Source organism: Allobosea psychrotolerans (assembly GCF_002917105.1).
Taxonomy (GTDB): Bacteria; Pseudomonadota; Alphaproteobacteria; order Rhizobiales; family Beijerinckiaceae; genus Allobosea; species Allobosea psychrotolerans.
Genome location: NZ_PQFZ01000011.1, coordinates 67190 through 85659 on the forward strand (window position 1 = coordinate 67190; position 18470 = coordinate 85659).

Consider the following 18470-nt stretch of genomic DNA (forward strand, 5'->3'; position numbering starts at 1 on the left):
CGCAGCGAAGCAATCCAGGGGCCGTCGAGCGAGCCCTCCTGGATTGCTTCGTCGCTCACGCTCCTCGCAATGACGGTTTAAGCCGGCTCAGTTCTCGGGAGCGGGCGCCAGCGGTCTGTCGTTCTTGCGCCGGTTCTGCAATTCGGCCGGCAAGGGCGCGACCGGCCGCTCGGTGCGGTATTGTCCGCGCGCGATCGCCGCGAACAGCAAGACCACTGCCGCCAGCGTCATCAGCCACCAGGGCTGCAGCGTCGCGAAGCCGAGCGCGGTCAGCGCGAAGGCGGTCGTATAGGCCGCGACGCCGCCCGCCGCCAACGCGACGGGCATGTGGCGGGCGGCGCGGATGGCGAAATACAGGCAGGCCGCCGCCGCAGCCGCTCCGACGATGCCGAGCTCGTACCAGGTCTCGAAGAGCAGCGTCGTCGGCGTCGTCGTCGGCAGGGCGCCGGTCACGCGGCTGCGCAGGACCGTGTCGAGTCCGTGGCCGGTGATCAACTGGACCGGCTCGCGGCCGACAACGTCGGCCCAGACGCCGAGCGCCTGAACGAAGTCGCTGGTGCTCTCGGGAAAGTGCGAGACGATCGGGATCAGCAGAAAGGGCAGGATCGGCGCGAGCAGCATGACGCCGCCGATCAGCGCGGCGATGATCGGGACGGCCTTCTCGCGATTGGCGCTGACGGCGCCGAAGGCGACCGCGCCGCAGATCATCGCGACGGCCTCGCCATCCTCGAAGCGCGTCAGCGCGAGCAGGCCGACGACAAGGGCAAGCCCGAGCGCGCTCAAGCCGCGGGCGCGCGACAAAAGCCAGGCCAGCGCCGGCCAGGCCATGATCAGCACGACACTGATGCCGCGCTCGACGCTGCCGATCTCCGCATCGGAGCGGCGCAGGGCCGCTACGACGATGAGCGCGAGCGCGAAGATGGCGGCCAGGCCCGTACCGAGCGCGGCGAGATTGAGGTTGGAGGCGCGCATGCGCTCGGGCAGCGCGGAGGTGCCGCAGAAACCGAGCGTGACAGCGAGCACGAGATTGCCGGCCTTCTCCGTCGCCGAGGAGGTATAGGGGCTCCAGATCAGCGAGAGCACCGACCAGGCGACGAGGCCGACCAGAATCATGCCGGGCCGGCTCAGCAGGGCGCGCTTGAGCGTGCCGGTGAACCAGCCGGGCTCCTCGACCAGCGAGGAGATGACGAGCAGGACGACGCCGATCGGCACGAGCACGACTGCGGCGCGGCGCGACACCAGCGAGGCGAGCGGCAGCGCGAGCGCCAGCGTCGCGAAGCCGATCCGGCGCAGCAGCACCGCGGCGTCCACGGCGGGGTCGCGAGGTCCTTGAGCATTAGGGCGGATCATGACGATAAACCAGCGGCCAGCCTCATCCGGAAAAAGCGCCGGACATCAACCTGTCCGCACCCTAGCGGGCCGCCGCGCATGCGGCTGTAGGTGCGGCGCAACACTAAGCCGGCATCTCGGCCGGCATCGCGAAAGCCGGCTCAGTCGGGCTGATCGCTCTGCGACGAAAGCACGCTGGCCTTGGACGGGCCTTTCGTGGGATGAATCGGCATGACTTTGCTTGCGGCCATTCCCTATTCCCAGGGCTTCCCGATCGACGGCTTCATGGCCGGCCTGGCGCGACGCCTGAAGGATCGTGGCGTCAGGCTCGGCGGCGTCGTGCAGCTCAACACCGATGACTGCGAGAGCGGTTGCGCGGCGATGATGCTGGAGGATCTGGCGAGCGGCCGGCATTTTCCGATCAGCGAAGCTCGCGGCTCGGGCTCGGCCGGTTGCAGGCTCGACGCGACCGGGCTCGCGGCTGCCGGCGGTGCGATGGCGTCGGCGCTGGCTGGCGGGGCCGAACTGGTGATCGTCAACAAATTCGGACGGCAGGAGATGCTAGGCCAGGGCCTGCGGCAGGAGATCGCCGCCGCTTTGCTGGCCGGCCTGCCGCTGCTCATCGCCGTCCGCCGTGATTTCCTGCCGGCCTGGCGCGATTTCGCCGGCGAGGACTGGGTCGAGCTCGCGCCCGAGGAGGCTGTCGTCGAGGCCTGGGCCGCTGCGCAAGCGCGCATCGCGGCCTGACGAAACCGCCGGAGCAAGCGCCGTGGCGCAGGATATGAGCTTTCTCGACGATTATCTGGTGCGCCCGGACCCTGCTGCGCCGCGGCTGGGCGCGAGCGTCTCCGGCATCGACCAGACGGGGGCGAGCGTCGAGACCCGCGTCGTCACCGAGCGGGCGCTGACGCTCTATCTGAACGCCCAGGAGATCGTCACCATGATGACGATCGGCGATCATCCCGACTATCTCGCGCTCGGCTATCTCCTGAACCAGAACATGCTGAAGCGCGGCGATGTCGTCGAGGCGGTCGATTATGACGAGGAGCTCGAAGTCGTGGTGCTGCGCACGCCGGAGCGCACCAATTTCGAGGCGAAGCTGAAGAAGAAGACGCTGACCTCCGGCTGCGCTCAGGGCACCGCTTTCGGGGACCTGATGGAGGCGATCGACGAGATCAAGCTGCCGAAGGCGCAATTGCGCACGAGCTGGCTCTATGCGCTGACTCGCAAGATCAACACCACGCCCTCGCTTTATCTCGAGGCCGGGGCGATCCATGGCTGCGTGCTCTGCGAGGCCGACAGGCCCCTGGTCTATATGGAGGATGTCGGCCGCCATAACGCCGTCGACAAGGTCGCCGGCTGGATGTTCCGCCACGATGTCGATCCCGGCAGGATGATCTTCTACACCACCGGCCGGCTGACCTCGGAGATGGTGATCAAGACCGTGCGCATGGGCATCCCCGTGCTGGTCTCGCGCTCCGGCTTCACCGAATGGGGCGTCGAGCTCGCGCGCAAGGCCGGGCTGACCCTGATCGGCCGGGCGCGCGGCAAGCGCTTCGTCGCTCTTGCCGGTGAGGCCAACATCGTCTTCGACCAGGACCCAGAGAGCGTCGAGGAGGAGGGCGGCAAGAGCCGGCGGAAGGGGGCGGAACGTGATGACTGACCCAACGTCCCCCTGTCATTCCGGGGCGCCGCAAAGCGGCGAACCCGGAACCCACGACTGGGCGCGCCCCGAAACAATGTCTGCACGACCGGTCTCACCCGGTCGTGGGTTCCGGGTTCTTCGCGGAGTTTATCCTTGGGCCGACCAAAAGTCGGCCCCGAGGGCGAAGCCCCGGAATGACAGGGGTGGATGCACATGAACACACCCCCCACCCTCGGGCTGCTGCTGGCCGGTGGTCTCGCGCGCCGCATGGGCGGCGGCGACAAGCCGCTGCGGACGATCGCGGGCAGGACCATCCTCGCCCATGTCGTCGAGCGGCTCGGCCCGCAATGCGAAAGCCTGCTGATCAACGCCAATGGCGATCCGGCGCGCTTTTCCGATTACGGCCTGCCGGTCGTCGCCGACAGCGTGCCGGATTTCGCCGGCCCGCTCGCCGGCATCCTCGCCGGGCTCGACTGGATGGCGCAGCACCGGCCCGGATCGAGCTGGATGGTCAGCGTCGCCGCCGACACGCCCTTCATCCCGCGCGATCTCGTCGCCCGCCTGCACCTTGCCCGCGCCGAGCTGAATGTTCCGCTTGCCTGCGCGGCATCGGGTGGCTGGATGCACCCCGTCATCGGACTCTGGCCGCTGGCATTGCGCGAGGAGCTGCGCCATGCGCTGACCGTCGAGGACGAGCGCAAGATCGACCGCTGGACGGCGCGCCATGGCTGCGCCGGCACGGAATGGCCGGTCGATCCGGTCGATCCGTTCTTCAATGCCAACCGGCCGGAGGATCTGACCGAGGCCGAGCGGCTTTTCGCTGGCCTGAACGACAAGGATCTTCAGCCCTCGTCCTGAGGCTACGCCCCCGGCGGCGCTTGCGAGGCCTCCGGGGAGCGGCCTTCCGCCACCCCTCGGTCTGCTTGATACGGACCGCGCCGCTCGCTATCTCTCATAGGAATAAGGACAGCTTATCGCTGCCGCGCCTTGGGGGAAGATCGTGAAATCATTCGTTGCCGCCGTCATCTTCGCCATGGTCGCCGCTTTCGGAGCGAGCCTCGTGCTGAACGACTTCTTCCAGAAGCCTGTGGAAACAGCCTATTCGACCGGCAGCGTCAGGCTCTAGAGCATTTCCGCGTTTCTCGGGACTGCGGAAATGCTCTAGCTCCCTGTTTTAACGCGTTTTCTTCACGCGAACCGGTGTCCGCTTCGCTCGAAAACGCTCTAACCCTCCAGCAGCGCCTTCAACGCCGCCAGGTCGCGCGCCACCATGCCTGCATCGCGCGCCATTTCGTCGTCGGACATGTCGCGCTGGAACAGCGTGAACACGACCTCGCTGCCCTCGCCATTGGCCATGACGCGCATCGGATTATGCATGGCCTTGCCGTTGTCGGGAATGACGGCATGGTCGAGCACGCCGTAGCGGTTGGGCTCGCTGAACAGGATCCGCATCCGGCCCATCGGCGTCTCGGCGATCCAGGTCATGCCCTCGACATGGCTGAAACTATGCCCGAGCCCCTCGGCCCATTTCGGAAAGTTCAGCGGTTCGGCCAGGAAGGCATAGACCTCGTCCGCGGGACGATCGATACCGATCCCGATATGGCGCGCCTGGCTCATGGACATGGGCCGCTCCTTCAGTTCGCAAAGAACAAAAGAAGAACATCATGAGCTATCTGTCAACCACTCTGTGACCCGGCAGGAAAACGGGATCCGCTTCTCCAGCCCTCATCCTGAGGAGCAAGGCGTGAGCCTTGCGTCTCGAAGGATGGTCCAGATCGCGATGGTGCCGCCCCCTGGAGCATCCTTCGAGACGCGCCTTCGACGCTCCTCAGGATGAGGGCTGTGGGGCTACGCTATGACGTTGGTGCCACTCACTCACTCGATGACGATGCGGGGCGCCGCCCTGGCGGCGCCGCCGAGCCCCGCCTGCACCTGCCGCGCGATGGCGAGATAGGCCTTGGCATGGGCGCTGTCGGGGTCGCTGGCGACGATCGGGCGGCCGCCATCGGAGGTCTCCCGGATCGACATGGCCAGCGGCACCTCGCCGAGGAAGGGCACGCCGAGGCGTTCCGCTTCATGCCGCGCCCCGCCATGGGCGAAGATGTCGGAGCGGTGGCCGCATTCCGGGCAGATGAAATAGCTCATATTCTCGACGACGCCGAGGATCGGCACCTCGACCTTGCGGAACATCGCGACGCCGCGGCGCGCATCGAGCAGCGCCAGATCCTGCGGAGTCGAGACGATGACGGCGCCGGCCAGCGGCGTCTGCTGCGCCATGGTGAGCTGCGCGTCGCCGGTGCCCGGCGGCATGTCGACCACGAGCACGTCGAGCTCGCCCCAGGCGACCTCGCGCAGCATCTGGGTGATGGCCGAGATCACCATCGGCCCGCGCCAGATCATTGGCGTTTCCTCGTCGATCAGGAAGCCGATCGACATGATCTTGAGGCCATAGGCTTCCATCGGCGCGAGCGTGCGGCCCGAGATCAGCTTCGGCTTGCCGGTGATGCCGAAGATTTTCGGCACGGAGGGGCCGTAGATGTCGGCGTCGAGCACGCCGACCTTGAGGCCGAGCACGCTGAGCGCCACAGCGAGATTGGCGGTCGTAGTGGATTTGCCGACGCCGCCCTTGCCGCTGGCGACCGCGATGATCTGCTTCACGCCGGGAACGCCGGCGGCCTTGGGAGGCGGCCCGCCCGGGCCGGGTGCGGGGCGATGCGCTTGCTGCCGTGCTTGCGCGGCTGCGGAGGCAGGCGCCTTGTCGGCGGTGAGGCCGACCAGCACCTGCGTCACGCCCGGCAGGCCGGAGACGGCGCTTTCCGCCTGTTTGCGCACCGGCTCCATCGCATCGGCCTCGGTCGCGTCGATGCCGATCGCGAAGATCACCTTGCCGCCGTCGATCAGGATGTTGTTGACGCGGCCGGAGGCTGAGAGCGATTGCCCGCTCGCCGGCAGCTTCACCAGTTCGAGCGCGCGCAGGATGTCGGCTTGGGTCAGGGCCAATTCGGCAACTCCAGTCGGGGCGGCGTCAGGCCGCCGCCTTGCGAATATGAAAGACGAGGAGGTCGCCCTCGCTCGCGCTGCGTTCGATCGCGTCGCCGGTCTCGCGCATCAGATTGGGAATGTCGATCGCCGCCATCGGGTCGGTGCATTCGACCACGAAGAGCGCCCCGGCCTCGGCGCCCTTCAGCGCCTTGCGCACCCTGAGCGCGGGCAGGGGGCATTTCAGGCCGCGCAGATTGAGCGGGATCGGGGTCATGGAACTCGGAGCTCGGCGAAAGGGCTGCGCTTCATATGATGGCTGATCGGGCTGGGGCAACTGCGCGCCTTGCCAATCCGCTTCGCCGTTACATGATAACGGCATGCGCTCCATCGGTCTCGCCTGCCTCGGTCTTGCAATGCTTGCCGCACCCGTCCCCGCCCAGGAGCTGCGCGGCCATGGCGGACCGGTGCGCGCGGTTGCGGTCTCGGCTGACGGGCAGTTCGCGCTGACGGGCTCCTTCGACCAGTCGGCGATCCTCTGGCGGTTGAGCACGGGCAGTGCCGAAAAGGTGCTGCGCTTCCACCGGGGCGCGGTCAATGCGGCTGCGACCGTGACCGGCCTCGGCTTCGCCACGGGCGGGGAGGATGGCCGCATCGCGCTCTGGCAAGGCGAGGCGAACGAGCCGGCGCGGGTGATCGAAGGGCATAAGGGGCCGGTTGCGGCGCTCGCGGTCTCGCCCGATGGCGCGAGCATCGCCTCTGCCTCCTGGGACGAGACGCTGCGCGTGACCTCGCTCGCGGATGGCTCCGTGCGCGTGCTGGAGGGGCATAAGGGGCCGGTGAACGGCGTCGCCTTCGCGCCCGGCGGGGCCGTCGTCAGTTCCGGCTACGACGCGACCTTGCGGATCTGGCCGGCGGGACGCGGCGTACCGAAGGTCATCATGCTGCCGGCACCGCTGAACGGCGTCGTGGTCGCGCCCGATGGCGAGATCGCGGTCGCTGCCGCCGATGGCAGGCTCAGGCTGTTCGGTCCGGAGGGCGAGGCCCGCGCCGAGATCGAGATCGGGCAGACGCCGTTGATCGCGCTGGCGCTTTCAGCCGATGGCGCGACGATCGCTACGGGCGGCCTGCGCGGGCAGGTCGCGCTGATCGAGCGCAGGACGCGCGCGATCCGGGCGACACTGCTCGGGCCCGGCTTGCCCGTTTGGTCGCTGGCCTTCCTGCCCGGTGGCGAGGAACTGCTTTCGGGCGGCGCGGACCGGCTGGTCCGGCGCTGGAACGCGGTTACCGGCGAGCACATCGGTACTGTGGTTCCGCGTGCCGGCGCGGACGTGCTGGCGGCCTTCCAGGGCGAGCGCGGCGCGCAGCTCTTCCGCGCCTGCGCCGCCTGCCACACCCTCACCCCGGCGGACGGCAATCGTGCAGGGCCGACGCTGCATGGCCTCTTCGGGCGCAGGATCGCGACCGCGCCCGGCTACGCCTATTCCGACGCCTTCAAGACGATGGACATCGTCTGGAGCAAGGAGACGGTGGCGAAACTCTTCGAGCTCGGGCCGAATGCCTACACGCCGGGAACCAAGATGCCGGAGCAGACGATCGGCTCGGCCGAGGATCGGCAGGCCCTGGTGGAGTGGCTGGAGAAGGTGACGCGGTGAGCCGTCTGTCATTCCGTGCCATCGCCCTCGGGTCCGACCTTTGGTCGGCCCAACGATAGACTCCGCGATGAACCCGGAACCTACGACCGGGCGAGCGGCACACAACAGCGGAGCCAGGGCACACCCAGTCGTGGGTTCCGGGTTCGCGGCATTGCCGCGCCCCGGAATGACAGACCGCGTTCCTACTGCAACGGATCCTCGCCCCGCTCGGCCCGCTCGCGCAGGTAATCGTCCGTGGTGCGCACCGGTGGGCGCTGCGGCGAGAGATGCGGGTCGAAGCTCTCATTGACGACGACCTCGACGCGGCAATCCTCGCACATCCTGATCACCGAGATGCGCTTGGCGGCGTCGCCCGAGAACATCCAGTGCTTGTTCTCCAGCTTGGCCGCGATCTTCTCGATCGTGCTCCTGACGCCGAAGGGTTTTGCGCAGTTGATGCAGTGGAAGGGTTCCTCCTGCTTCAGCACGCGCTTGCCGCCGGACCAGGCGTCGAAATCGATGCGCGGCTCCAGCGTGATCACCTTTTCCGGGCAGGTCGCGGCGCAGAGCCCGCATTGCACGCAAAGGTCTTCCTGGAAGGCGAGCGTCGGGCGGTCGGGATTGTCCGAGAGGGCCTGCGCCGGGCAGGCGGAGACGCAGGCCAGGCAAAGCGTGCAGCCCTCGCTATCGACATGGATCGTCCCGAAAGGGGCGAGCGGCGGCATCGCCACGGCCGCGATCGGCGCCGGTGCGGCAGCGTGCAGTTCCCCGATCGTCTGGCGCAGCAATGGCCGGCCATCGCCCATCGGGCGGAAGCGGGCCGGCGTCGCGCCCGTCGTGCCGGGTGCGATCCGCGCCAACGCTTGCGCCAATTGGTCGGGGTCGTCGGTCTCGATCAGCCCGGCGCGGCCCTCGCCATAACCGAGCGCGCCTGCGAGCGCGTTGGCGTAGTCGAGATTGCGGGTCAGGCCGGAGAGGTCGTGCTTGGGTTTGGCACGGCCGAGCACACGGATGGCGCAGGCCCCGAAAGCCAGCGCCGCCGCATGGGTCTCGAGCCCGATCTGCGTGATCTCGTTGACGCGCAGCGGCAGCACGCGTGCCGGCAAGCCGTCGCCAAAGCGGGCGAGCGCGTCGATCAGCGCCTCGCCATGCTCGCCATCATGCAGCAGCAGCACGGCCTCGCGGCCGCCGGCCTCAGTATAGGTGGTCAGCAGGGTGCGCAGGCGGCGCAGCAGCGCGTCGGTCGGCGGCAGGGCGTAGGTCACGGCGCCGGTCGGGCAGACGGCCGCGCAGGCGCCGCAGCCGGCGCAGATCTCGGCCGAGATCGCGACATGGTCGCCCGCTGGCGTGATCGCACCGGTCGGACAGAGCTCGAGGCAGCGCGTGCAGCCGGTCTTGGACGAGCGCGAATGGGCGCAAAGATCCTGATTCAGCCGGACGTAGGCCGGCTTGTCGAATTCGCCGACGAGATGGCTGGCCTGTCCGATCAAGCGCTCGACCGCCGCTTGGTCGCGCGGGTCGGCGCGCAGATAGCCGGCGCGCAAATCGCCGGCCGGGAAGAGCGGCGCGCCTCCGGATACATCGATGACGATGTCGCATTGCGAGTTCGCGCCGTTGCGCGCTTCGCCGAAGACGAGCTTGCTTCGCGAGGAGGGGGAGGGCGCGGCGTAATCGTTGACAGTCAGATCGAAGGCGCCAAGCCAGCCGGTCGCTGCGACGATCATACCCTTCAGCACCGGGATGTCGGAGACGCGCGGCGGCGTGATCTCGCCGGGCCGTGAGAGCAGGATGGTGACGTCGAGATGGTCTGCCAGCCTCTGCCCGACCGAGAGCGCGACGTCGTCATGGCCATAGACCAGCGCCACGCCCTTGCTTTCCAGTGTGGTGAAGCTCGCCGGCGGCATCGGCTCGGCAGCGGCCGCCAGCAGAGCCGCCATTTTGGGGCCGGCCGACTTCGCCTCGCGCGCCCAGCCGCCGGTCTCACGGATATTGGCGAAGACGAGATCGCCGGAGTAGTCGAGGTCCGCAGCGATTTCCTCAAAAAGCGGGGCCTCCTGCGTGCAGCCGACGGTGATGGCGTCGCGCTCGCCGAGCAGCTTGGTGAAGATCTCCGTCTGCGTGCGGCAGAGATGCCGCGCCGTCCTGATTTCGCCGCCCTTGCAACCACGCGCCAGCGCCTCGCCATCGAGCGGCATGGTGTCCTCGCAGGAGCAGACCATCAGCGTGCGTGCGGTGCCGGTCATCGCGTTCTCGTCCTTGGCCGATCCGCCGGGAGCGTCTTTTCGTCTCCCTTGCGAGTATCGAGGCTTATATGGAATTGGACAGGTTCAAAAGAAACCGGCGATGAGCAATTCGTCGCGCCACCGGGGAGCAGGAGGTCGATGGCGGTGAATGTCCCGCGCCCTGACGATCTGCGGCGGGAGCCTGTCCTGCCGCCGGGCTTCTCGCTCGTGACCCTGCGCGAAGCCGGCGACGCCTTCGCCCATGCTCAGGCGATCGCCGCCGAGGCGGGGGCTGCGACGCTGGTCTGGGTGCGCCGCTTCGATATCGTCGAGTTCGCCGTGGTGCTGGAGCCAGACGTCGTGCTCGGCGAGGCGCGCCTCGCCCACTATCTTGCGATGAATGCGCTGGCCGACGCGCTGGCCGTGCATTGTCCGCCGGAGCGGCCGGTCCTGTTCCGCTGGCCTGACGCGCTGATCTACGACCATGGCCTGATCGGCGGCGGGCGGCTCGCCTGGCCGCAGGGTTGCGGCGAGGGTGATGTGCCCGATTGGCTCGTCTTCGGCGCGATGCTGCGCGCCACCACCATGGCGCCCTTCGCGATGGGGCAGACCGGCGTCGGCATGGCGGAGGAAGGTTTCGAGGAGGTCGATGCGGTCGATCTGATTGAATCCTTCGCGCGTCATCTCATGCTCGGCGTCACGTATTGGCAAAGCGATGGTCCCAAGGCCGCGGCCCGCCGCTGGCTCGACCGGCTCGACAAGGTCGTCGGCACCCGCCACGGCATCGAGGCGAATGGCGATCTCATCGCGACCTCGCAGAGCGGCATCGAGCGCCGGAGCCTGGTCGAGGCACTCGGCCGGGCCGACTGGCTCGACCGCGACAGCGGCGGGCCCAAGCTGTGAGCGCACTCAGACTGCCGCGCGCCATCAGGCTCGACCCGTCGGACAGCTTCGTCTTCCGCCGCGCCGCCGAGCCCGGCGAATGGCTGGTGACCGGCTCCTTTCTGTTCGATCCCACCGGGATCGCGGCGCTCGACGCCAAGGGGCGCGCAGCCTTCCGCTCCGGCTTCCTCGGCATTGCGAGCTTCGGCTGGAGCACGCTGGCCGTGGTGAGCGAGGCGACGGAGGAGGAGCGCGAGGTCGCGATCGCGCAGCTCGCCGGCCATCTCGTCGCAAAACTCGGCGCGCCCGATCTCGCCATGGCGCGCGCTGCTGCGGCCGAGGAGGTCGCCTTCGCCGCCTCGCTCTGCGACCATCCGGCGCAGACGCTGATCGCCTTGCATCGCACTCTGGAGGATGGCGAAATCCGCGAGCGTTTCCGCACGCTCACCCCGCGCGGCGAGCAGGACGCTACGGGCTTCCGTGCCTTCGAATTTATGGAGGTCGAGGGCGAGGACGGGCCGCAGGATGAGGTCGACTTGCTGGCGCTCGGCAAGACGCCGGTATCGGGAAAGAAGACGGACGCATCATGATGCATTTCTGGGCGACCTCCGGCCATGTCCTGCTGGACCGCGCCGCCGGCGGCGGGCTCGTCGTCACCGATGATTTCCTCAAGGCCTATCTGGCGCGGCCGGAAGTGCTGCCGCCGGAGGAGGCCTGCGCGGATGAGCGCGCGTTGCACGCCAAGCTGATGGCGACGCCCCAGGCCGAGGTGGCGGCGGCCGAGATCGCAGCGATCGCAGACGAGGATGCCCGCGAGAACTGGCGCTTCCTCATCGGCTGGCGCGACCGCTTGCTGGCTGCGCCGACGCTGGAGGCGGCTTATGCGCGGATCATCCGCGAGGGCGTCGCGGGCGTGCCGCCCTTGTTTCTAGACCAGCTCGTCCATGTCATCCTGCGTGGCGCGCTCGATGAGGTCGAGGATCCCTATGTGGTGCGCGCCGCCGAGTGCCTGTTCCGGCCGCAGCGCGTCACCCTGCACGAGAACACCATCCTGCTGGCCGATGCCGAGATCATTGAGGGCCATGAGGCGGATCGTCATGCCTCGCCCCTGCTCGCTATGCTGGGCGGTCCGGCCGTGACCTCGCTCGACATCCTCAAAGCCGCCAATGCCGAGCGCTATTGGCAGCGTTCGGACGGCTTCGACATGGTGCTCGATCTCGGCGGTTCGCCATCGGGGCGTGGGGCGCTGGCGGCGGCGCTGCGCCATTGGGTGCACGCCCTTCACGGTTTCGATGTCGCGATCGAGCCGATCGAGAACCTCAGGGATGCCGACTGGCGCTGGTTTGTCGGGCTCGATGCGCAGGCGACGGCGATCGGCAACGCGCTCTGGCAGGGCAAGAGCGTCGGTGAGCCGGAGCTGTCGCGCGTGCTGGCGCTCTACAGGATGACGTTGCCGCCCGATGTGCCGGTGTTGGCGGCGGCGCAGGCAAGGCCCATCTATCTCATCATGGCGATGTCGGCCGACAAGATCCTGCGCCTCAAGCCGCAAAATCTTGTGACCGGCCTGCCCCTGTCGGGCAACGCGATGACGAACTGAGGATCGCGACATGACGCAAGCGCACATCGAGGTCGGGATCGTGGTCGAGCGGCGCGCGATCGATTCGCCCTGGGCCGACCATGCCTGGAGCCCGCTCGCCGTGCTGCCCGAGCCGCCGGCGCTCGCGCCCTGGACCGAACTTGCCAGCGAGCCCGGCCGGCGCAGCGTCTATCTCGGCCCGGCGACGCTGACGCTGCATTCGGTCGACACCGCGCATTTCCGCGAGAACTTCCAGACCGGCCGCGCCAAGCTCTGGGTCGCGATCCGGCCGACCGGGATCGAGCCCGAGCTGGATTTCGTCGGCGTCACCGCCGACCCGTTCGAGGGCGAGGTCTATGCAGAGAATGTCGGAGACATCGTCGAGGCCCTGCCGATGCCGGCCCTGATCGCCGAACAGGTGCTCGCCTTCTTCGAGGCGCATCATGTCGAGCGCGAATTCATCAAGCGCAAGCGCAGCGAGCATGATCCGCGCAAGGGCGGCGGGCCGCGTCCCGAGCCGGGCCTGCGTCGGGGCGAGGGCGAGCGATGAGCCCGCGCGCAGGCGATCTCGACGAGGAAGGCTTCCTGACGCGCTGGTCGCGGCGCAAGCGCGCCGCGGCGGAGCAGGCCGAGGTTCTGCCGCCATCGCCTGTGAGCGAAGCCCTGCCGGCGGAGGTTGAGCCGCAGGCCGACGCAGCTCAGCTCGAAATGGTCGAGCCGCCCTCGCTCGACCTGATCGACAAGGATTTCGACGTCGCCCACTGGCTCAAGCAGAACGTGCCCGAAAGCTGGAAGCTCGCGGCGATGCGGCGGGCCTGGGAGAGCGATCCGACGATCCGCGATTTCGAGAATCCGGCGCGCGACTATGCGCTCGACTGGAACACGCCGGGCGGCGCGCCGGGCTACGGCCCACTGACGGAATCGGATGATGTCGAGGCGATGGTGCGCGGCATCTTCGGCGACGCTCCGGAGCCCGGGATGGCCCTGTCGGATGTGGATAAGAGCGCCGGCGACAGCATGTCGCATGCACTTTCGTCGCATGACGAAAGTCGCAAGTCTGACGCTGCGCTGCAAGATGAACAGCCTGCGGCGACCTCAGCCGGATCTGTCAGGGTGAGCGAGGCTGGCGCAAACCCGGTGGAAGAGGCTGAAACAGGCCGGATCGCGCCGGATCGAGTCTATGCTGCGGCGCAAAATAATCCTGAGCCGGATATGCGTTCCATGCGGATCCGCAAGCGCAGAGGCGGAGCCGTTCCAGTCTGACCCTAGATTGGAATGCTTGTATTCTGGGGCGATAAGCGTTCATTATCACCGGATTGAAGCGGGCAGCGGCGAAGGAACGTCGCGCGATGAGAGGAACGCCGCAAACGATGCGTGATCCGGCACTCGAGAGAGCAATCGGGGTTGCCGGCGGGGTGCGTGCATTGGCGCGCAGCCTGGGCGTGTCGCAGCCAGCGATCTCGAGCTGGAGGCGCGTTCCCGCCGACCGCGTGCTCTCCGTCGAAGCCAATACCGGCGTGCCACGCTCCGACCTGCGCCCCGATCTTTATCCCATGGAGACCGCGCTGCACCAGCCCGCTTCGATGAACGGCGGTTCGTCGCTGGCGATCGATGAGATCGACGAGGCGCGCGCCCAGGAATACCAATTGATCGGAGCGCTGCTCTGGCGGGCGCCGACGGCCGAGACGCTGGCTGTTCTGCAAGGCCTGCGCGGTGACGCCTCGCCGCTCGGCATGGCCCATTTCGCCTTGGCCGAGGCCGCCGCCGAGCTCACGCCGGAAGCGGCGCGCGACGAATTCTTCGAACTCTTCATCGGCGTCGGCCGTGGCGAGATCCTGCCCTACGCTTCCTATTACCTGACCGGCTTCCTGCATGAGCGCCCGCTGGCGCTGGTGCGCGAGGACATGGGCAGGCTCGGCATCGCCCGGGCCGAGCGCGCCGGCGAGCCGGAAGACCATATCGCCATCCTGATGGACATCATGGCCAACCTGATCCGCGGCGCCTTCGCGGGCGAGGGCGTCGATGCGGGCGCCTTTTATGCGCGCCATATCGAGCCCTGGGGCGAGCGCCTCTTCGCCGATCTGGAGGTCGCGAAGGCCTCGAAATTCTACCGGGCCGTCGGCCGTGTCGGCAGCCTGTTCCTGTCCATCGAGACGGAAGCCGGAAGGCTGCCGTCATGACGTCCGCCAGTCTGCCCGGCGCGGAGGAGGCGACGATGTCGCAAAAGCCCAAAGAGACCGTGACGCCGGCCTTCGACCGCCGCAGCTTCTTCAAGGCGCTCGGCGCCGGCGCGGCGGTGGCCGCGACGCCTGCCATGGTGACGCCGGCGGCAGCCGTCGATCCGGGCAAGGAAGAGACCAGGGCGCGCTACCAGGAGTCGGAGCACGTCAAGGACTACTACCGCGTCAACCGCTACTGAAGGCGCAACACCATGCTCATCAAGCGCAAATCGGCCGATGTTCAGCGCGGCAAGCTCCGGGCCGCCATGGCGGGCCTGTCCTCGGGCGTGATGGACCGGCGCACCTTCCTGCGGCGCTCGGGTCTCGTCGCCGGCGGCGTCGCGGCCGCAAGCGCGCTCCAGATCGGCTCCGTCCGCAAGGCGGATGCGGCGGAGGGGCTGGGCCCGGCGAGCGGCACCAAGATCGTCAAGAACATCTGCACCCATTGCTCCGTCGGATGCACCGTCAAGGCCGAGGTCTCCAACGGCGTCTGGGTCGGCCAGGAGCCGGCCTGGGAAAGCCCGATCAACCGGGGCAGCCATTGCGCCAAGGGCGCCTCGGTGCGCGAGCTGACGCATGGCGACCGCCGCATCAAATACCCGATGAAGCTGGTCGACGGGCAGTGGCAGCGCATCAGCTGGGATGTCGCGATCAGCGAGATCGGTGACAAGATGATGCAGATCCGGGCCAAGTCGGGCGCCGATTCCGTCTATCTGCTCGGCTCGGCCAAGTTCTCCAACGAGGGCGCCTATCTGTTGCGGAAGTTCGCCGCCTTCTGGGGCACGAACAATGTCGACCACCAGGCGCGCATCTGTCACTCCACCACGGTTGCAGGTGTCGCGAACACCTGGGGCTATGGCGCGATGACGAACTCCTACAACGACATCCGCAACTCCAAGACGATCCTGTTCATGGGCTCGAATGCGGCCGAGGCCCATCCGGTCTCGATGCAGCACATCCTGAGCGGCAAGGAGATCAACCGCGCCAATGTCATCGTCTTCGATCCGCGCCTGACCCGCACGGCGGCGCATGCGACCGACTATATCCGCATCCGCTCCGGCACCGACATCGCGGTGATCTGGGGCATGATGTGGCACATCTTCAAAAATGGCTGGGAGGACAAGGACTTCCTCGCCGCACGCGTCTACGGCATGGACGATGTCCGCAAGGAGGTCGAGAAATACGACCCCAAGACCGTCGAGGACATCACCGGCGTCCCCGAGGCGCAATTGAAGCGAGCCGCCGAGACCTTCGCCAAGGTCAAGCCGGCGACCTTCATCTGGTGCATGGGCGTGACCCAGCACTCGGTCGGCACGGCGAATGTCCGCGCGATCTGCAACCTCCTGCTCGCCACCGGCAATGTCGGCGGCATGGGCAACGGCGCCAACATCTTCCGCGGCCATTGCAACGTGCAGGGCGCGACCGATTTCGGCCTCGATGTCTCGAATCTGCCTTGCTATTACGGGCTGGTCGAAGGCGCCTGGCGCCATTGGGCCCGCGTCTGGGGCGTCGATTACGACTATTTCGTCACGCGCTTCGATGCGGTGCCCGCCAAGGGCGGCCGCCCCGCCCGCACGGCCAAAGCCAATATGGAAACCTCGGGCCACACCTCGACGCGCTGGTTCGACGCGGCCAACATGCCCGCCGAGCAGGTCGACCAGAAGGACAATCTCAAGGCCATGATCGTCATGGGCCATGGCGGCAACACCATCCCGCGCATGCCCGACGCCGTGAAGGGGCTGGAGACGCTCGAATTGCTGGTCGTGGCCGACCCGCACCCGACCAATTTCGTCTCGCTCGGCCAGCGCAAGAACGGCACCTATCTCCTGCCGATCGGCACGCAGTTCGAATGCTCGGGCTCGCGCACCTGCTCCAACCGCTCGGTGCAATGGGGCGAGAAGGTCGTCGATCCGATCTTCGAATCGGCCAATGACTACTGGGTCATCTACAAGCTGGCGCAGAAGCTCGGCTTCGCCGAACCGATGTTCAAGACGCTCGAGCTGGTGCAGGGCAAATACGGCCCGGAGCCCTCGGCGGAATCGATCCTGCGTGAGATCAACAAGGGCGGCTGGTCGACCGGCTATACCGGGCAGTCGCCCGAGCGCCTCAAGCTGCACATGCAGCACCAGGACAAGTTCGACGTGGTCTCGCTGCGCGGCGCCAAGGGCTCGCCGGTCGAAAACGACTTCTACGGGCTGCCCTGGCCGTGCTGGGGTACGCCGGAACTGAAGCATCCCGGCACGCATATCCTCTACAACACGGCGCTCGAGGCCAATAATGGCGGCGGCACCTTCCGCCCGCGCTTCGGCCTGACGCGCGAGCGCACCTTGCCGGATGGCAGCAAGGTCAACGACACGCTGCTGGCCGAGAACGGTTCCTACTCGCTGAATTCGGAGATCAAGGACGGCTATCCTGAATTCACCATGGGCATGCTGAAGAAGCTCGGCTGGGATCAGGACCTGACGCCGGCCGAGATCGCGACCATCACCTGGATCGGCGGCAACGCGGTCGACACGGTGAACTGGGCCAACGATCTGTCGGGCGGCATCCAGCGCGTCGCGCTCAGCCATGGCTGCGTGCCCTACGGCAACGGCAAGGCCCGCGCCAATGCCTGGAACCTGCCCGATCCGGTCCCGACCCACCGCGAGCCGATCTACTCGCCGCGCGTCGATCTCGTGGCGAAATGGCCGGCGCGTCCTGACGAGCGGACTTTGCGCATCCCCAACCTCCACACCACCATGCAGAAGGCGGCGGTGGAGCGCGGCGTCGCGAAATCCTTCCCGATCGTCCTGACCTCGGGCCGGCTCGTCGAATATGAGGGCGGCGGCGAGGAGACGCGCTCGAACAAATGGCTGGCCGAATTGCAGCAGGACATGTTCGTCGAGATCAACCCGGCTGATGCGACCGAGCGCGGCATCAAGGACGGCGCCTTCGTCTGGGTCTCCGGGCCGGAGAACAACGCCAAGGCCAAGGTCAAGGCGCTGGTGACGGAGCGCGTCGGCAAGGGCGTCGCCTTCATGCCCTTCCATTTCGGGGGCTTCTACCAGGGCGTCGACCAGCGCGGGAACTACCCCAAGGGGCTGGATCCGATCGTGCTCGGCGAGTCCGTCAACACCCTCACGACCTATGGCTACGACCCGGTGACCGCCATGCATGAAGGCAAGGTCACGCTCTGCCAGATCGCCGCGGCGTGAAGAGGAACTGAACCATGGCCCGGATGAAATTCCTCTGCGACGCCGACCGCTGCATCGAATGCAATGCCTGCGTCACCGCCTGCAAGAACGAGAACGAAGTACCCTGGGGCATCAACCGGCGCCGCGTCGTCACCATCAATGACGGCAAGCCGGGCGAGCGCTCGATCTCGATGGCCTGCATGCATTGTACGGACGCGCCTTGCATGGCGGTCTGTCCGGTCGACTGCTTCTACAACACCGCCGACGGCGTCGTGCTGCACAACAAGGACCTCTGCATCGGCTGCGGCTATTGCTTCTACGCCTGTCCGTTCGGGGCGCCGCAATATCCCAAGGTCGGCAATTTCGGTTCGCGCGGCAAGATGGACAAATGCACCTATTGCTCGGGCGGCCCGGAGGTCGATCTCTCCCCGGCCGAGTTCCAGAAATACGGTTCGAACCGCCTGGCCGAAGGCAAGCTGCCACTCTGCGCCGAGATGTGCTCGACCAAATCGCTGCTCGCCGGCGACGGCGAGATCATCGCCCAGATCTACAAGGAGCGGGTGGTCAAGCGCGGCTATGGCTCAGGCGCCTGGGGTTGGCAGACCGCCTACAAGGAAACGATCGCCATCTGAGCATGATGCCGAGAAATGGTCCCGGTTTTCGGGCGACATCATGCTCCGAGACGAATGAGCATGATGCCGAAAGGTGGTCCCGGTTTTCGACAACATGCTTCGTGAAGAACCAGCTCGGGGGAGGGACGCGTCTCGGCCGCAAGGTTGGGCGCGTTCCCCCGAGCAGGATGTCCGGTTCA

Annotated in this window: 19 protein-coding genes; 14 read left to right on the forward strand and 5 right to left on the reverse strand. The window is 67.4% G+C overall.

What is annotated here, in order from left to right; translation table 11 throughout:
* Positions 1-87: 87 nt before the first annotated feature.
* Entirely contained in the window at positions 88-1311 is a 1224-nt protein-coding gene (locus tag CYD53_RS18380; RefSeq protein WP_103719537.1) for a peptide ABC transporter permease, read from the reverse strand.
* Between the two features lie 249 nt (positions 1312-1560).
* Here CYD53_RS18380 and CYD53_RS18385 point away from each other — a divergent pair, with 249 nt between their 5' ends.
* From CYD53_RS18385 to CYD53_RS30890, 4 genes are all read left to right on the forward strand, one after another.
* On the forward strand, positions 1561-2076 hold the full coding sequence (locus tag CYD53_RS18385) for a DUF2478 domain-containing protein (RefSeq protein ID WP_103719538.1): 516 nt from the start codon (positions 1561-1563) through the stop codon (positions 2074-2076).
* Positions 2077-2110: 34 nt separating this feature from the next.
* A complete protein-coding gene (locus CYD53_RS18390; RefSeq protein WP_103719539.1) occupies positions 2111-2992 on the forward strand; it encodes a formate dehydrogenase accessory sulfurtransferase FdhD in 882 nt (293 codons plus the stop codon).
* 189 nt (positions 2993-3181) lie between these two features.
* Positions 3182-3832 (forward strand): molybdenum cofactor guanylyltransferase MobA, encoded by a 651-nt coding sequence (mobA, locus tag CYD53_RS18395; RefSeq protein WP_103719540.1) that lies wholly within the window; start codon positions 3182-3184, stop codon positions 3830-3832.
* Between the two features lie 142 nt (positions 3833-3974).
* Positions 3975-4100: a hypothetical protein gene (locus tag CYD53_RS30890; protein ID WP_281261266.1), complete on the forward strand. Its 126-nt coding sequence runs from the start codon at positions 3975-3977 to the stop codon at positions 4098-4100.
* A gap of 98 nt (positions 4101-4198) precedes the next feature.
* On the opposite strand, the gene CYD53_RS18400 is transcribed toward CYD53_RS30890, so the two are convergent.
* From CYD53_RS18400 to CYD53_RS18410, 3 genes are all read right to left on the reverse strand, one after another.
* On the reverse strand, positions 4199-4597 hold the full coding sequence (locus CYD53_RS18400) for an SRPBCC family protein (RefSeq protein ID WP_210202373.1): 399 nt from the start codon (positions 4595-4597) through the stop codon (positions 4199-4201).
* A 252-nt stretch (positions 4598-4849) separates the two neighbouring features.
* Positions 4850-5974: an Mrp/NBP35 family ATP-binding protein gene (locus CYD53_RS18405; protein WP_103719541.1), complete on the reverse strand. Its 1125-nt coding sequence runs from the start codon at positions 5972-5974 to the stop codon at positions 4850-4852.
* Between the two features lie 25 nt (positions 5975-5999).
* The gene (locus CYD53_RS18410; protein WP_092169792.1) at positions 6000-6230 is read right to left on the reverse strand and encodes a sulfurtransferase TusA family protein; all 231 of its coding nucleotides are present in this window, start codon (positions 6228-6230) and stop codon (positions 6000-6002) included.
* 103 nt (positions 6231-6333) lie between these two features.
* On the opposite strand from CYD53_RS18410, the gene CYD53_RS18415 reads away from it, so the two are divergent.
* Positions 6334-7608 carry a c-type cytochrome gene (locus CYD53_RS18415; protein WP_103719542.1) on the forward strand — a complete coding sequence of 425 codons (1275 nt, stop codon included), beginning with the start codon at positions 6334-6336 and terminating at the stop codon, positions 7606-7608.
* A gap of 182 nt (positions 7609-7790) precedes the next feature.
* Here the strand turns inward: CYD53_RS18415 and CYD53_RS18420 are convergent, their stop codons facing one another.
* The gene (locus CYD53_RS18420) at positions 7791-9830 is read right to left on the reverse strand and encodes a 4Fe-4S binding protein (protein WP_103719543.1); all 2040 of its coding nucleotides are present in this window, start codon (positions 9828-9830) and stop codon (positions 7791-7793) included.
* A gap of 138 nt (positions 9831-9968) precedes the next feature.
* Between CYD53_RS18420 and CYD53_RS18425 the strand changes: the two genes are divergently transcribed.
* The 9 genes from CYD53_RS18425 to fdh3B all read left to right on the forward strand — a co-directional run bounded on the left by CYD53_RS18425 (position 9969) and on the right by fdh3B (position 18291).
* Positions 9969-10712 (forward strand): biotin/lipoate--protein ligase family protein, encoded by a 744-nt coding sequence (locus CYD53_RS18425; RefSeq protein ID WP_103719544.1) that lies wholly within the window; start codon positions 9969-9971, stop codon positions 10710-10712.
* Positions 10709-11281, forward strand: coding sequence for a DUF6505 family protein (locus CYD53_RS18430; protein WP_103719545.1), 573 nt, complete (start codon positions 10709-10711; stop codon positions 11279-11281). Before CYD53_RS18425 ends, CYD53_RS18430 begins: the two co-directional genes overlap by 4 nt.
* Positions 11278-12288 carry a DUF6352 family protein gene (locus CYD53_RS18435; RefSeq protein ID WP_103719546.1) on the forward strand — a complete coding sequence of 337 codons (1011 nt, stop codon included), beginning with the start codon at positions 11278-11280 and terminating at the stop codon, positions 12286-12288. The genes CYD53_RS18430 and CYD53_RS18435 overlap by 4 nt, the downstream gene beginning before the upstream one ends.
* 10 nt (positions 12289-12298) lie before the next feature.
* Positions 12299-12817: a DUF3305 domain-containing protein gene (locus tag CYD53_RS18440; RefSeq protein ID WP_103719547.1), complete on the forward strand. Its 519-nt coding sequence runs from the start codon at positions 12299-12301 to the stop codon at positions 12815-12817.
* Positions 12814-13530 (forward strand): DUF3306 domain-containing protein, encoded by a 717-nt coding sequence (locus CYD53_RS18445; RefSeq protein ID WP_103719548.1) that lies wholly within the window; start codon positions 12814-12816, stop codon positions 13528-13530. Before CYD53_RS18440 ends, CYD53_RS18445 begins: the two co-directional genes overlap by 4 nt.
* A 107-nt stretch (positions 13531-13637) precedes the next feature.
* On the forward strand, positions 13638-14447 hold the full coding sequence (locus tag CYD53_RS18450) for a molecular chaperone TorD family protein (RefSeq protein ID WP_103719549.1): 810 nt from the start codon (positions 13638-13640) through the stop codon (positions 14445-14447).
* Entirely contained in the window at positions 14444-14686 is a 243-nt protein-coding gene (locus CYD53_RS18455) for a formate dehydrogenase (protein WP_425428318.1), read from the forward strand. Before CYD53_RS18450 ends, CYD53_RS18455 begins: the two co-directional genes overlap by 4 nt.
* A 12-nt stretch (positions 14687-14698) precedes the next feature.
* Positions 14699-17680 carry a formate dehydrogenase subunit alpha gene (locus CYD53_RS18460; protein ID WP_103719550.1) on the forward strand — a complete coding sequence of 994 codons (2982 nt, stop codon included), beginning with the start codon at positions 14699-14701 and terminating at the stop codon, positions 17678-17680.
* 14 nt (positions 17681-17694) lie between these two features.
* Positions 17695-18291 carry a formate dehydrogenase FDH3 subunit beta gene (gene fdh3B / locus CYD53_RS18465; protein WP_069690071.1) on the forward strand — a complete coding sequence of 199 codons (597 nt, stop codon included), beginning with the start codon at positions 17695-17697 and terminating at the stop codon, positions 18289-18291.
* Positions 18292-18470 lie beyond the last annotated feature (179 nt).